At 42.5% G+C, this 15,497-nt stretch carries 12 protein-coding genes; 9 read left to right on the top strand and 3 right to left on the bottom strand.

The window, feature by feature from the left end; genetic code table 11:
• The first annotated feature begins 46 nt into the window (after positions 1-46).
• Positions 47-181: a hypothetical protein gene (locus NFI80_RS25605; RefSeq protein ID WP_255703606.1), complete on the top strand. Its 135-nt coding sequence runs from the start codon at positions 47-49 to the stop codon at positions 179-181.
• A gap of 34 nt (positions 182-215) precedes the next feature.
• Here the strand turns inward: NFI80_RS25605 and NFI80_RS20540 are convergent, their stop codons facing one another.
• The 3 genes from NFI80_RS20540 to NFI80_RS20530 form a co-directional block, all read right to left on the bottom strand.
• Entirely contained in the window at positions 216-440 is a 225-nt protein-coding gene (locus NFI80_RS20540; RefSeq protein WP_235161584.1) for a DUF2158 domain-containing protein, read from the bottom strand.
• A gap of 18 nt (positions 441-458) precedes the next feature.
• Entirely contained in the window at positions 459-1,205 is a 747-nt protein-coding gene (locus NFI80_RS20535; RefSeq protein WP_235166078.1) for a hypothetical protein, read from the bottom strand.
• Between the two features lie 523 nt (positions 1,206-1,728).
• Positions 1,729-5,214, bottom strand: coding sequence for a histidine kinase (locus tag NFI80_RS20530; RefSeq protein ID WP_235166076.1), 3,486 nt, complete (start codon positions 5,212-5,214; stop codon positions 1,729-1,731).
• 652 nt (positions 5,215-5,866) lie between these two features.
• Between NFI80_RS20530 and NFI80_RS20525 the strand changes: the two genes are divergently transcribed.
• The 8 genes from NFI80_RS20525 (at position 5,867) to NFI80_RS20490 (ending at position 15,443) form a co-directional block, all read left to right on the top strand.
• Complete coding sequence (locus NFI80_RS20525) at positions 5,867-8,017, top strand: hypothetical protein (RefSeq protein ID WP_235166074.1); 2,151 nt, start codon at positions 5,867-5,869, stop codon at positions 8,015-8,017.
• 10 nt (positions 8,018-8,027) lie between these two features.
• Complete coding sequence (locus NFI80_RS20520; protein ID WP_235166072.1) at positions 8,028-9,128, top strand: T9SS type A sorting domain-containing protein; 1,101 nt, start codon at positions 8,028-8,030, stop codon at positions 9,126-9,128.
• 123 nt (positions 9,129-9,251) lie between these two features.
• On the top strand, positions 9,252-9,635 hold the full coding sequence (locus NFI80_RS20515) for a hypothetical protein (RefSeq protein ID WP_235166071.1): 384 nt from the start codon (positions 9,252-9,254) through the stop codon (positions 9,633-9,635).
• A 270-nt stretch (positions 9,636-9,905) separates the two neighbouring features.
• Positions 9,906-11,720, top strand: coding sequence for a translational GTPase TypA (gene typA, locus NFI80_RS20510; RefSeq protein WP_026631849.1), 1,815 nt, complete (start codon positions 9,906-9,908; stop codon positions 11,718-11,720).
• Between the two features lie 293 nt (positions 11,721-12,013).
• The gene (locus NFI80_RS20505) at positions 12,014-13,288 is read left to right on the top strand and encodes a Glu/Leu/Phe/Val family dehydrogenase (RefSeq protein WP_026631848.1); all 1,275 of its coding nucleotides are present in this window, start codon (positions 12,014-12,016) and stop codon (positions 13,286-13,288) included.
• Positions 13,289-13,489: 201 nt separating this feature from the next.
• Positions 13,490-14,581, top strand: coding sequence for a sensor histidine kinase (locus NFI80_RS20500; RefSeq protein WP_233798942.1), 1,092 nt, complete (start codon positions 13,490-13,492; stop codon positions 14,579-14,581).
• Between the two features lie 28 nt (positions 14,582-14,609).
• Positions 14,610-14,909: a Dabb family protein gene (locus NFI80_RS20495; RefSeq protein WP_026631846.1), complete on the top strand. Its 300-nt coding sequence runs from the start codon at positions 14,610-14,612 to the stop codon at positions 14,907-14,909.
• Positions 14,910-15,128: 219 nt separating this feature from the next.
• Positions 15,129-15,443, top strand: a complete 315-nt coding sequence (locus NFI80_RS20490) for a hypothetical protein (RefSeq protein ID WP_233798943.1) — start codon at positions 15,129-15,131, stop codon at positions 15,441-15,443.
• Positions 15,444-15,497 lie beyond the last annotated feature (54 nt).

Genomic DNA, 15,497 nt, shown 5'->3' with positions numbered 1-15,497 from the left:
AGCGTTAAAAAGTCAATTCTCACAAAGAAACTAAACGCCCCGGCCAATGCAAAATTTCATCAAACCAGACACATCGCAGATTACTTGCGACGCCAGCACACACGAGCATATCCTGCAAAACATTCAAACACAAAAAAGCCCCGAACTCTCTCCGACTTACTTTCTTTGTAAAGTCAGGTAGTCCGGGACTTCTTCTCACAGAATCACGCTACTTATTATTGCTCTTTGGGCTTATCCTTGATGACTAATTGCAGCTCAGTCTTTGTCGTGGTTAAGCTCAACTGATTAAAATATTCAGAAACTGCATTAGCCTCCTCGTTAAACCAAAAGCATCGATAAAAATTTTTCGAAGTCTGGTGAAACCCATCCACCACCATAGCCGGACTCCCCGATTTCAACCAGACCACATCTCCTATTTGAATTTCTTCTTGTTGTTGCATTTGACAAATGTTAGAGGGTTAGCTAGATATGTTACCATAGAAGACGTTACCATTTTTATATTTTACATAAGGGCGGGTGTAGATTTGGATAACCGAATTTCCAGGAATAGGTAAACCAATAGTTTGCTTACCTAGTTTAAGAGCCACCGCGGATTTAATCTTGTGGTCGGCTAATGTTGGATTAGGGGTTACCGGATCGTTTACGTTTACTTTGTAAGAGTATACCACACCATATTCCTCCACCTCGATTGCTCCCAGATAAGTTATATCTAGGTCTACTTCAATTGGTGCCTTATTTCCTGAAAGGTTTGTTACGCGTATACTCACAATGTCAGCAGGTGTGTATTTAAACACTTCGCCATATACCACGTCACCATTTGTCTGTTCGGCATAGGCACGGTAAAATACTTCAACGTATTCATCGCGATCAAACGAAGCTTCTACAAATGAGTGCTCTCCGATGGTTGCAGCTTCGTTGATCGATAATTTTTGATTTGCAATCGTAGGATTGGTTGTGTAATTATTACTTCCAATAGAATGCGTGGAAATTATTATCCCAAACTTCTTAATGGCCTGATTACCAAGCTTCTCGATTGCCATTCCAAACCTCGTTCGACTATATTCTCCATCTGTTGGAGATTCGATCGGCAGCGTCCTTATTTTTAAAGTCTCCGGCTCCTCCGGCACATAGTGATCCTGACAGGAAAAGGCGAAAAGAAAAAGTGCTGCGAGCAGCGTTGAGAGTTGAAGAGAAATGCGTTTCATAAACTGATGTTTTGATGTTGAATCATGTTTCAACCGCAATGATATATCAGCGCACCATATGTTCCCTCACTCCTTATCGCTCCATTGAACTAACGGCAATGGTTGAATTATTTATCGGTGATATGTGGTCTCAATTCAGATTGGTCAACTTCACGAAAGCCACTTCTTTTTGGTTCTTAGCAAGATATTTGACCCGTACTTTATCCCCAACTTTAAATGAATTCACTAGTGTGCGGGGAACATCAGTCAATGTTGCTACAAAATTTCTGCCTTGGACCGGCTCTATCTGAACCTGTACTTTCGCAGCTTGTCTTGATTGAGGTTTTTCGGGTATGTCAATAAAAAGTATAATAGCTTCTGTCTCTATCCCAAAGCGCTTTATATGCCTTCCCCTGTTCCGTTTACATCTTGCATAAAAATTTGAATAAACATACAGAAGTGCTGAAAAAGTAAAAAAGTAAATCCCAAACCCCATCACTGTGCGTGTATTAAATGAATAAATAAAGAATCCGTACGCCTTTTTCTATCTGAGGTAAGTGGACAGCCTCACGATCACCAATGTTCCTGCCGCGTCGCCATTATCGTGCACCTTATCAACAAACTCGACCTCCGCATGATGTCCCTGCCTGTTAAGCACAGACAGACGGTCGCTGGAAATACCAAGCCCTTTGGACTCATGATACCTGTTTTTTTCGTTGATGGCCCTTAATTCAAAGGATCTTTTTCTGCCAATTCCATTATCATCGATTCTACATTCGAAGATATCTTCATTGATCTTCCTGAATTCCACAAGCAGCTTCCGTTCCAGTTCGGAGTGCATTAGCCCATGCCAAAGGGCATTTTCCACATATGGCTGGACCAGCAGGGAAGGAATCATAATTCCTTCATCTTCAAGCGCCTCATCGAAACGGATTTCATACGAAAAGCTGTTTGAAAACCGCATTTCTTCCAGTTGAAGATAAAATTCCAGGATATCGCGCTCCTCGTCAATCGTTATCAAGCTTCTGCCGGAGTTATTTAACAGATTGCGAAATAGCTTCGCAAATAGATTCAGATACTTACTGGCCTCTTTAAATTTCTCAGAAACTATGCATTCCTGAATGCTATTCAGGCAATTGAAAACAAAATGCGGGTTCATTTGTGCGCGCAAAGCCATTAGCTGGCTCTCCGCAAGTGCCTTACTGATTTCGAGCAGCTCTATTTCCTTTTCTTTGGCTGCGGCCTGAGCAATTGCCTCCGCAATTTTGCCCGAACATATAGATGTAATAATTGACATTGCTTTCAGATGCTCACTTTTGAAATAATTCTTCTTATAATGCTCCGAATCCACCACACCTATCACTTTTCCATCATGCAGAATAGGAACGGATAGCTCAGAAAACCGTCTTTGCTCGATCACTACATATCTTGGATCCCTGGAAGTATTCCGTATGACTAAGTGCTTACCTGTCTTCGCAACCGTCCCAATGATGCCTTTGCCAACCGGGATTTCTGTTCGACTGTCCTGTTCAGACGTTTTCGGGCTATTGTAAGTATAAGCGGCTTTCTGCACAAGCACATTCCTTTTATGATCCATTAGATACACCACGCAGTCTTGGAGATGTAAATGCAATACGCAATTGTAGGCAATGTCCCAGCAAATTTCTTTTACAGAATTTTCAGGGTAAACAGCATTGGCGAAGTAGTCAATGCTCGCATCCATTATGCGTTTCCGCTTTCTTTTTAGATAAACATTATATAAGTTGATCATCAGCGCGCAAAACAAGATTGCCACTGCTCCAAGGAACCACGATTCACGCCACCACGGAGGCTGAATGTTAATAGCTAATGTCTTTGAAATACTCATCCAATTACCCCGCTCATCCGTGCTTCTTACCTTAAACCTGTACTTCCCCCAGGGAAGATTCTTATAAGAGGCTACTAAGGAACGACCCGAATGGATCCAGGTCTGATCGAAACCTTCGAGCATATAACTGTATCGCAATGTTGGTACATCGCGGTGCACCAGCGACGCAAATTGAAATGTGAGATAATCTTCATCGTGTGATAAGTCTAATTGTGGGTTTCTCATGAAATCTTCTTTTTCCTTGCCAAAAATTTTCACGGACGTGATATGCGGCGGCTCCCTCACTTTCAAAGCGGCGAATTTGGATGGATCAAAGGCTACAACATGATCAAGCATTGTAGCATAAATCCTTTTATTTGCCACAAACAAATCATTATAATAGTCTTGAAGATTTTGCCCGAGATCTACGTCTACCTTTGTAAGCGCCTTTGATTCCGGATTAAAGAAAAGAAGCCCTTCAATACCCGAAACCCAAATATTGTTTAGATGGTCAATGGCAATGTTATTCAGATTGTCATAGGGGAGCCCATTTCCTGTGTTTAAACTGTCGGTAACATTATAGTTTTCATTTAGTTTAAGAACACCCGTCCCCCAAACCGCCATCCAGATGTTTCCCAGCTTATCCTCAACCATTTGGTTAACCATAAAACCATACGTCTTATTAAAATAAACTTCAAAAAACTGCTGCTTATATGTATCGAATTTCAAAATGCCGTATTTATTGGCAAATAGAATGTTCCCATTGCGCTGTAACAGAAAACTATAAGCGTTGGCCAGCGGAAACGCTCCAAAACGCTCACTTTTGCCGTCGAAGCGCGTGATGACCTCTTTTGAAGGGTTATATCTGTACAAGGCATCATCAAGGATTTGAAACCAGATATTACCGACCGGATCAGCAAAAATAAAATTTGAGGTCTTTGCTTTGAATTTGACTCCACCGGCAATCAGTGGTTCCAACCGCTCGCTTCCAGGCCGCAGAAAATGTATTCCATCCAGGCCTGCAAACCACCAAACTCCTTTTGACTTAACTGACATAAAAAATTTGTTTTTAACCAGATCAGGACCATTGTTGGAGATATACCGCTGATAATGTCTTGTTTTCATATCAAACCGGACAATCCCATCCTCTTTGGCGGCCATTATCGTACTCCCGTCAACCACTATTGAGTTTGCATGGGCAAAACCTGTGTGCAAAAAATACTTGAAGCTAGGCAATTGGTAAATCGCCTGAACCGGAGCATTGGCCTGAACTTTACTGATCCCATTTAATGTGCCGAGCCATACATTTCCTTCCGTGTCTTCAATAGCCGCCCAGAAGAATCCATACCCGATTGAATACTTACGGTTTTGGCTATACGGAATCTTCCTGATAGGCTCGCCGGATTCTTTTACGTAAGCTGCAAATGCCCAGGTTGAAATCCAGACACGACCTTTTTTATCTATGAAAATTCTATTGCATCCTTCATAAATTCGCTCGCCGTCCAACTCAGAATACGAAATGACCTTATTGGTTTTATGATTCCAAAAATTCAGGGATTTGGTTTTGTTGCTTCCATACCAAAGGTTGGATTCTGCATCAACTCCAATCGCAAAAACATCGGCCGCATCAAAAATGGGTACATTGTTTGGGTTATTTAATTTGTGATAAATCGTTTTCTTTCTGAGATCAATAAAAAAAGTTTCCGGGCCACCCATCCAAAACCCGCCCCTGCCATAATCCCAGACAAGTGTCGCAAGATCGTATCTCACGCCTTGCAGAATCCGCGCATCCGACACCTGACTTTCCAGCTTTGCAAGGTTCTCATTGATGTATATATAAATTCCTGATTGCGTCAAAAACCATAAGCGGGAAAAGCCGTCGAGATAAATATTATAGATATCTATCGAGCTTAATTGCTCAAAACGCGGATCACTTACATATGCGCCTTCCTTCCGATTGAAGATCTTGATGCCCTGTGTTGTTCCGATAATCAATTCATCCTGACCCAGCGGCTGGATAGCATTGATATATAAATCTTTCAACCCATTCTCATTTCCATATTGCCTTATGGCCGCACCATCGAATCGATTCAATCCCTTTATCGTCCCTATCCAAAGAAACCCGTCGCTATCCTTATAAAGGCTCCTGATCACCTTGCTGCTCAACCCATCATTCGTACGCAAATTTTGAAAGATGAACTGGCCGCTGACCAACCCAGGTAAAAGACATAAAAACAAGCATATCTTATATAGCATTTCGGTCCCTAAATCAGAATAAAACCTAAGTTCATTTTTTTCTCGGGAAAACTATTTTCCGTTTATTAAACGGTTAGGATAAGTTCTTTAAAGGACATGTTCTCACAACAAATCGCCTTTTACAGCGCGAATTGCCACTTCACCAAAATTCCAAACATTGAATAATTCTAATTCACTGTCTTTGTAATTGCTGCTACCGACTTAAATGTAATCCTACAAGATAACTCAAACAATATCAACCCTTAACGCCCGACCAAGAAGCAAAAAGCGTAAAAATTACCGTTAATTCACCCATTCCCGCCCAACAATCAACGCATTTCAGATTCTCCAATTCCATCCCACAATTTTAAGCCTCGATTCGAATCACAGGATTCAGACTTAACATTTTTATCACTTTAACCATCACTCCATATATGACAATAAGCATATGAAAACAATCCAACTCCCGACGCTCGCCCCAAAAGAACGGCACCGCGTCAAACAGATCACAACGCCTAACATTTCCCTCCCTATTAATTGACAACATGATAACAAAAAATTTTTCCAGGCTACAAACCTGACACACTAAAAAAGGATGATTATGAAACGAATAATTTTTTACACACTGATATTTTTGATTGCGCTTGCCGCAGAAACGCATGCGCAAAGTTTCCAGCCGACGTGGGACTTCACATGTATGGGATGCAAGCCAGCAGGATATAGTATTGTTAGCGGGTCTCCGGCAATTTCCAATCCAGTTGGACTTGGTGGAAATCCGCAAACTCCCTGGCAAGCGATTATGCCAAGCCCGCCTAGTTTCTTAAACGGCAGCCAAGCAGACATTGAAGACTCTAAGAAAAAAACATTTTTAACGCTGAAACATAACAATTTTCCTAATTCAAATCATCAGGATGCCGTACGGGTCTTAGTTTCAAAATTTGTTCCAGGAAAACAATACAACTTTCGGTTTGGAGTGCTCTTTTCCAAAATAGCTGCTACAAATTCAGCAAAGTCATTAACTCTTACGATTACGACAATTGACTTAGTGCCGCAGGTAGTCAAAACTTTAACAATTGGTAATCTTGGAGAAAACTATTGGTCAAATAATATACTCAGCTTCACCCCAAATACATCGGCATTATTTTTCACTTTTTCAGCAGAGGCAAATAGTAATACACTTGGGTATGTAAACTTAGACATCCCACAATACGCATTCGATTGCGTTATTCCAAATACTCAGGTCCAACTATTCCATTCAAATTCAACAACTCGTTATCCTTGTGGAAGAACTGGGCTGGACGGCTTAGAAAAAAGCATTACTCCTCCTAATGGATCTCTAATTTGGAAAAAAGGCTCTGGCGCTGGCGCGGAAGATTTAACCGCCAACCTTATTTCAGCTGCACCGGTCGGAGAATACTATGCGTTTTACCGCGATGGAACAATGCCCTCCTGCTACAACGTGCAGACTTCAACTGCAAAGGCTGTCCTAAGTTATGTCGAAACACAGGTACTTTTGAGCAACAATACTGCAACCAATAGTTGCCCGGAAAGTAGTGTAAACTTAGAGACCAGCCTAGTTGTAGACCCAAATCAAAATTTAGAGTTAAATGAAGAAAGGCGGTGGTTTAAAAACAACAATCATCAAGGCGCTCCGGAGAATGCAAATGCTATAAGTGTTTCAGGTGATTATTATGCATTTTTCTATAATAAAAAATACAATTGCTACTCAACCGACCTCTCTACTTCCAAAGTAACAGTAACCATCAAAGCCTGTTGCGCTGCGGGAACTGCCCAGGTGGCTTTGTTGAGATCAGGGGCTGTAAATAGTTGTCCTGCGACAACGGTCAACTTGAACAATTCAACCGTTAACAATCAACCTCAAGGCGCATCACTTGTCTGGTTTAAAGACGCTTCGCATACAGTTGCTGTGGCTGACCCCACGAAAGCGGGTGCCGGTAGTTATTATGCTTTCTACAAGGATAATGTAACAGGTTGCTTCAACACGGATCTTTCGACCTCAAAATTGACGGTAACGATCAATGCTTGCGAGACTAAGGTCAATCTCAATCTAAAAGTCTTCCTCCAAGGCGCTACAACACAAGAAAACGGCGTCGCAACGATGAGGAATGATTTGCAAGTTTATCAAACTGGCCCTTCTACTTTCGGATTGCTTCCAACGCAGGATCCTTACGGCGGCGGAGCGGCTTATCCGGAAATCAAGAGCACCTTCTCAAAAGTAGGCAATGTGGTAGATTGGGTGAAAGTGGAGATACGCAGCATGCAGGATCCGTCGATAATCCTAGAATCCAAAAGTCTCTTGCTTCGAGTAGACGGGACAGTTTTGGACGTGGATGGCTTTGCTCCGAAGTTCAATCCGCAGTTTGGAGGTGTTCGGATTGCTGTCAAGCATAGGAATCACTTGGCTGTCCTTGGACTTGGTATAGTGTCCTTCAATGCTGGAACGGTTAACTATGACTTTTCCACAAGCTTATCTAAGGCTTATAATGTAGGTGCGCCTGCTCAGATGGTTTTGACAAGCGGAGTTTGGTGCATGCCTATGGGCGATGTTCAGCAAGATTATGCAGTTGACAATGTTGACTATGCGATTTTCGACAACTCATTTAATAACGGTGAATTTGGTACATATTCTAACCAAGATTTAAATCTTGACGGATTAGTGGATAACGTGGATTATTCATTCTTCGACTTCAGTTTTAACTCAGGCTTCTTTTCAACATTAATTAATTATTAAAATCAAAAAAATGAAAAAACATCTAAAATATTTCTTTTCTGCCCTTTTGCTAATATCAATGTCTCAAATTGCAAAGTCGCAGAATGTCAACATTATCCTTGATTTCACAAACAGAAAGGTTAGCGCGGACGGCTTAAGTTGGACGTTTGACTTGGAAGCCAAAGGAGACGTTGGATACGCCGGACCAAACAACAATAATTGGAAGGCTTACAATATTAGATTAGACTTGGATCTTCCAGATGGTGTAGATATTCTTGGTGGAACCGGGGTAGCTGATCCCAACTATACGACTGGCTCCTTGGGTGTTCAAACGACAGTATTTGGCGATCCTCCATTAGGCCAAAAAGAGCTAGGTCTAACTCTGTCTCGTGGAAATCAGACAGACCTTAACACATTTACCTTTGTAAAACTGGCTACATATACCATTAATTTCTCCGGCCCGGTTGATCAAGGTAATCCTGCAACACCTCGTCCGAATGCTATTGCTTCCGGAAGTTCTTGGACTAACGCAGCTAACGATCCTGCTTCGGGAAATCAATTAGGATTAAGACGTCCATTCTCCATGGCCGAAAACTTTGCATTGCCTGTCAAATTGCTTTCATTCGACGCGACAAAAGAAGGCGCAGGGATTAACCTAAACTGGGCAACAACGGAGGAAAATAACAGCGATCGCTTTGATGTGCAGCGTAGCTCCAATGGTAATGAATGGAATACGATAACCACTATTACTGCAAAAGGTGAGAGTAAGCAGCAAGTTGAGTATGTAGCGGTAGACAATGATCCCATTAACGGAAATAACTTTTATCGTCTGCATATGATCGATAAGGATGGAACTGGAGCTTACAGCCGGATTCGCACTGTGAAGTTTGAAGGAGTTGTTACTTATATGTATCCAAATCCTGTATCCGAAGAACTTACAATCAAAGCAGCCGATTGGAGCAAGATTACAAAAGTGGAGATCGTTGGCTCAAATGGTAAAGTGGTTTATCATTCTTTTGGAAAGCCATCGCCAAATGTTAAGGTAAAGAATTTGCTTAATGGTGTTTATCTGGTGCGTTTGACTAATACAAATGGTTCAGAGACCACTCATAAGATCGTGGTAAACAATTAGTAGGAAAGGACTATGGTTTACACTGGCCAGACTCGATAAATTTAGAACAAGACGAGTTTGGCCTTTTAAATCTCTTGCAAACGAGATTAGCCGAGATATCTACATTCGTAATCTGAATTAAATATGATAAAGCGAACTCTGATTTTTTGCCTGGCAATTTTTATCGCTTCATCCTGCGATAAGGACAAAGATAAGCCTTGTGCTCCTCCGGCTTTTGCAAAGAACATTATTGGGAATTGGACAGGGTCATTGGAATCCAGCCCGAAAGAACTGGATGAAGTGACATTTTTGGAAGATGGAAAATTCAAGGAAACGGGAGGAATCTTATTTGGCAAACAAAATGAACCTGTTATGACTTGGATAGCTGAAAAAGATTCTCTCAAAATCTCTGGTAAGTTTAAAAATAACACTTCCGCTGTCTATGCTTTCTTAGCATTGACCAACACCTGCGACTCCATTGTGCTGGATGTTGAAGGGATTGACAAGATATTTCTGAAACGGAAATAAGACTAATGCAGGTGTTTCATTAGGTGAGTTGAAGTAAAAGGAGGCGCTGATATCGGCGTCTCTTTTCTTGTTTTATTGCACTTCTCTCATTACAAACCGCATTTTTCGGCTGGTAACAATAAATTAATTGTAAAATACTGTTATTCAGCAGAAAAAGTCCGTACATTTGCACCCTATTTGACAAAAAATCAGTCAAACTAAAAGCAAAACGGTTCACTGCCGGTTTTAAGCCGCCGAAAGGACAACCGTAAACAATTGATCTATAAAACAATGCAAGCCATTCGTAACATCGCAATCATTGCGCACGTTGACCACGGTAAAACTACATTGGTTGACAAAATCATTCACGCTTCAAAGTTATTTCGCGATAACCAGGAGTTTGATGACCTAATCCTTGATAATAATGATCTTGAAAGGGAGCGTGGTATCACCATCACTTCTAAGAACGTATCGGTGCGTTACAAAGACGTAAAAATCAATGTAATTGATACACCAGGTCACGCAGACTTTGGTGGTGAAGTGGAACGCGTACTTAAAATGTCTGATGGCGTTTTGTTGCTTGTTGATGCATTCGAAGGCCCTATGCCACAAACACGTTTCGTATTAGGCAAGGCAATCGGCCTTGGCTTGAAACCAATCGTGGTTGTAAATAAAGTAGATAAAGAAAACTGCCGTCCGGAAGAAGTTCAGGAAAATGTATTCGACCTGATGTTCAACCTTGGCGCTACCGAAGATCAGCTTGATTTCGTTACCGTTTACGGTTCGTCGAAACAAGGATGGATGGGCCCGGATTGGAAAACACCAACGGATAACATTACATTCCTGCTGGATACCATTATCGAATCAATCCCTGCACCGGTTATTGACGAAGGAAATGCACAAATGCAAATCACTTCTCTTGACTACAACGCATTCGTAGGCCGTATCGCGATCGGTCGTGTGAAACGTGGTGTGCTGAAAGAAGGCGCTAACATGATGCTTTGCAAAGCTGACGGCGTTTTCAAGAAAGTGAAAATTAAAGAATTGCAGATATTTGAAGGACTGGGTCGTGTGAAGGTTTCCGAAGTTACGGCTGGTGATATCTGTGCAGTGACTGGAATCGAAGATTTTGAAATTGGCGATACACTTGCTGACGCTGAAAATCCAGAACCACTTCCACGTATCGCTGTGGATGAGCCTACGATGAACATGCTCTTCACGATCAACAATTCTCCATTCTTCGGTAAGGAAGGCAAGTTTGTAACATCACGTCACCTTCGTGACCGTCTGATGAAAGAAACTGAAAAGAACCTTGCATTGCGCGTTGAAGCAACAGATACAGAAGATAAATTCCTTGTTTTCGGACGTGGTATCCTTCACTTGTCTGTGTTGATCGAAACAATGCGTCGTGAAGGTTATGAATTGCAACTAGGTCAGCCTCAGGTTCTTTTTAAAGAAGACGAAAAGGGCGAGCGCCTTGAACCAATCGAAACATTGGTTGTGGACGTGCCGGAAGCAACTGCTGGAAAAGTGATCGAATTGGCAACACAGCGTAAAGGTGAGTTGTTGATCATGGAACCAAAAGGAGATTTGCAACACCTTGAATTCGAGATTCCTTCAAGAGGTTTGATCGGATTGCGTTCTAACGTTTTGACTGCAACACAAGGTGAAGCCGTTATGACACACCGTTTCAAAGAATTCGGAACATTCCGTGGACCAATTCCAGGACGTATCAGCGGATCAATTATTTCGAAAAACACGGGTCCAGCAACAGGTTATACCATTGATAAATTGCAGGATCGCGGACGTTTCTTCGTTGAGCCGGGTGATGAAATCTACGGTGGCCAGGTAATTGGTGAGCACAACCGTCCGAATGACATTGTTGTGAATTTGCAGGAAGCTAAGAAATTGACAAACATGCGTGCATCAGGAACAGATGATGGTTTGCGGATCGCTCCAAAAATCAACTTCTCTCTTGAAGAATCGATGGAATATATCCAGAAAGATGAATATCTGGAAGTTACGCCACAGAGCATGCGTATGCGTAAGATATATCTGGAAGAAAACGATCGTAAACGTAATTCCGGAAAAATGGAAATGGCGTAATAGCCATTTAGCATTATACTGAAAGGAGGCATAAATTTTATGCCTCCTTTTTTATTTTTTACGAATTCAGATTTCGGAGAAACCCTTGCAGGAAATTTGGGATAATCGGAGAAACCAAGGCCATAATTTTAAAGATCGCATTGCGCATAAAACATTCTACTTATTTGCATTTTTTATACTATTTCAAGATTAATTGGTTTTTTATTTTTATAAAATATAATCAATTATGTTTGTATTGACTAAGACAAAATTTTCATTAACATACTTAATATCAATACTTTAAATAATTAAAAATGTCATATATAGAACCGGCTCCAATTAAGGACAAAGAAAATCCATTGGAATCAATGATGCAGCGGTTTGATAAGGCCGTTGATCTTTTGGGAATCTCAGAGGAAATGTACCATATTTTGAAAGTGCCTCGCAAGCAAGTCATTGTAGGACTGCCTGTTATGATGGACTCAGGGCAAATCAAAACCTTTGAAGGTTACCGCGTTATACATTCGACAATCCTCGGCCCCAGCAAAGGCGGCATCCGCTTTGATCCGGATGTGAACCTGGATGAAGTGCGTGCGCTGGCTGCGTGGATGACCTGGAAATGTGCGGTGGTGGATATTCCTTATGGTGGCGCCAAAGGAGGCGTTGCGTGTAATCCGCGCGAAATGTCAGCGGGAGAAATCGAACGTTTGATGCGTGCTTATACAACTGCGCTTTTGGACGTTTTGGGGCCGGATCAGGATATTCCTGCGCCGGATATGGGAACGGGCCCGCGAGAAATGGCATGGCTTATGGACGAATATTCCAAATCAAAAGGCATGACGATCCCGGCTGTGGTTACGGGCAAACCTTTGGTACTGGGCGGCTCACTGGGCCGTACAGAGGCGACGGGCCGAGGTGTAATGGTTTCGGCACTGGCCGGGATGGAGAAACTGCGCATTAACCCGTATCGCGCAACGGCTGTGGTTCAGGGCTTTGGTAATGTGGGTTCACATGCTGCTTTGCTTTTACGCGAAAGAGGTGTTGCGATCCACGCGATCAGCGATATTTCCGGTGCTTATTATAATGATAAAGGGATCGACATCGCGGCAGCAGTAGCGTATCGGGATGCAAATAAGGGCTCACTGGAAGGTTTTTCGGGAGCAGAGCCTATCCCCGGCGACGATTTGCTGACATTGCCCGTTGACGTGCTCGTGCCTGCTGCAAAAGAGGATGTCATAACAAGAAAAAATGTTGCCGGAATTCAGGCTAAAATGATCGTAGAGGGTGCAAATGGCCCTACTTCGTTCAAAGCAGACGACATTATTAATGAAAAAGGAATCATGGTTGTGCCGGACATTCTGGCCAATGCTGGCGGCGTAACGGTTTCCTATTTCGAATGGGTGCAAAACCGCATTGGTTATAAATGGACGCTGGAACGCATTAACCGCCGGACAGACCGGATCATGCAGGATTCGTTCGATAAGGTGTACGAAACGTCATTGAAATACAAAGTGTCGCTGCGGATCGCTGCCTACATTGTTGCCATTGACAAAGTGAGCAGCACTTACAAATTCCGCGGAGGATTTTAATTTTAGTCCATCCGACAAAAGGCAGTTTTCTTCACAGAGAACTGCCTTTTTGCATTTTAATCCGCTTGGTAACATTAAGGAAATATTATTAAACCACAAGCCCACCTATGCAATAGAGTTTTCTTGCAAACAGAATGTTAACTTTAAGGTCGAAACTAAGACGGCGAACGGCTGAATGCCAACGCTTTTTACACCAAGATCATGTCTCTAAGTCCCCGCTTTATTGCTTTTATACTGGCATTCCTGATTTCCCTGATTACCACTTCTTTTCTGGCTTTTGTGGAAGGGGTTTCGAGGGGAATGATGTTCGTTTCGGCTATATCGGCCTTTATTTCCTCGTTTTTTCTGGTTTTGTATGCCGTTGACATTCTGGTTTTCCGGGAAGTGAACAAAATGTACAGGACAATTCACAAGCTTAAAATGAAGGATTTCAACCTCGCTCCAAGGAAGAAACTCATCACGGAATCCAATCCGCTCAAAACGATTAACGATGAGATTTTTGTTTATGTAACCAAAAAACAAAAGGAGATCGATGAGCTGAAAAAGCTGGAATTGTTTCGCAGAGAATTTCTCGCAGATGTTTCCCATGAGTTCAAAACACCGATTTTCGCTGCACAGGGCTTTATCCACACATTGCTCGACGGTGCGATGGATGATGAGAATGTGAGAGAGCGGTTTCTGATCAAAGCTGCAAAAAACCTGGACAGCCTGGATGTGCTTGTGAAAGATCTGCTGGTGCTTTCACAAATGGAAACGGGCGACATTAAGATGAACATTGCGCCTATCGACATTCGGTTGCTGGCGCTGAACATTTTCAGCAGGCTCGAAAATATAGCGAAAGATAAAGATGTGACATTCAAGGTAAAGCCCGATGAGCTGGCCGAAGTATGGGTGCTGGCGGATGCGGACCGCATGGAGCAGGTGATGCTGAACCTGATCGAGAATGCTGTAAAATATGGCAATGAAGGCGGAAAAGTTATCGTGCATTTCAGTGAGGGGAAAAAATTTGTAGAGATTGCCGTCCGGGATAACGGCCCCGGAATTCCGCACGAGCATTTGAACCGCATTTTTGAGCGCTTTTATAGAATTGACAAGAGTCGCAGCAAAGAAATCGGCGGAACAGGGCTAGGTTTGGCAATTGTAAAGCACATCCTGAATGCGCATGACACCAAAATTGCAGTCATGTCCAAACCCGAGAAAGGCACTACTTTTTCATTTAAGCTCGAAAAGGCATACATTAGCCCCGCCTCTGAAAGCATTCCGGAAGCGGCTGCTACACAAGCGAATCCTTAATATATTTTTAACTTATAAACGATTACCCATGTTTGTTCACAACGTATTTTTTTGGCTGAAAGAAAAAGATAACGAGGAAGCAAGGCAGGCACTTCTTGCCGGCATTAAATCCCTGGAAGCCATTGAATCTATCGACTCCGTATTCATTGGACCTCCTGCCGCTACGCGCCGCCCCGTGATTGACGCGACTTACGACTTCGCTGAAATCCTGGTTTTTGCCGATGAGGCAGCGCATGACGTATATCAGGTTCATCCTTTGCATAAGAAATTCGTAGACGAATGCGCGCATCTTTGGGAGCGTGTATTGATCTATGACGTGGAAGCATAATTGCAAATGTTTGTTAACAAGTTATCCACACCGACCCTGTGGATAACTTGTTAACAAACTTATAAATTCTGCATTTACAGCGCCTTACCTGCCATTTAGGTTATCCATATCGTGTGGATAACTGTTTCAAAGCTTCCTCCTACTTCTCTGCGAGGTCACTTACAGGCACTAATAAATGGTGAAAATCGTTTTATAAATAGTACAAAACGACTTAAAGCCATGAGATCAAATAGAATGGTGCTGTCTGTTATCGTGACGATCATTGCAGCAATAAGCATATCTTCCTGTACATACAGGTCACACGGGCCAGGTTATGGTTATGACTACGGATACGGACCCAGCTATGGTTACCGTTATCACAGAGTGCCACCTCCGCCACCAAGAGTTGTGGTTGTGAAACCGCATCCTCAGCACCGGAAAGTAATTCGCGCCGATCGTTATAATTCCAGCCGTTATAGCAACAAGGCTTACAAACGCCAATACAATAATGGCAATCATTACGGGCAGCGAAACAGAACGCGCGGGCCGAGATAATTTTGAAATAAAGCATTGAAAAGCAGTACGATTAAGATCATTTCTTAGTCGTAC

The sequence above is a fragment of the Dyadobacter chenhuakuii genome (assembly GCF_023821985.2).
GTDB classification, from domain to species: Bacteria; Bacteroidota; Bacteroidia; order Cytophagales; family Spirosomataceae; genus Dyadobacter; species Dyadobacter chenhuakuii.
Note: the sequence above shows the minus strand (reverse complement) of the source record. Positions and strands in the feature narration are given on the sequence as shown.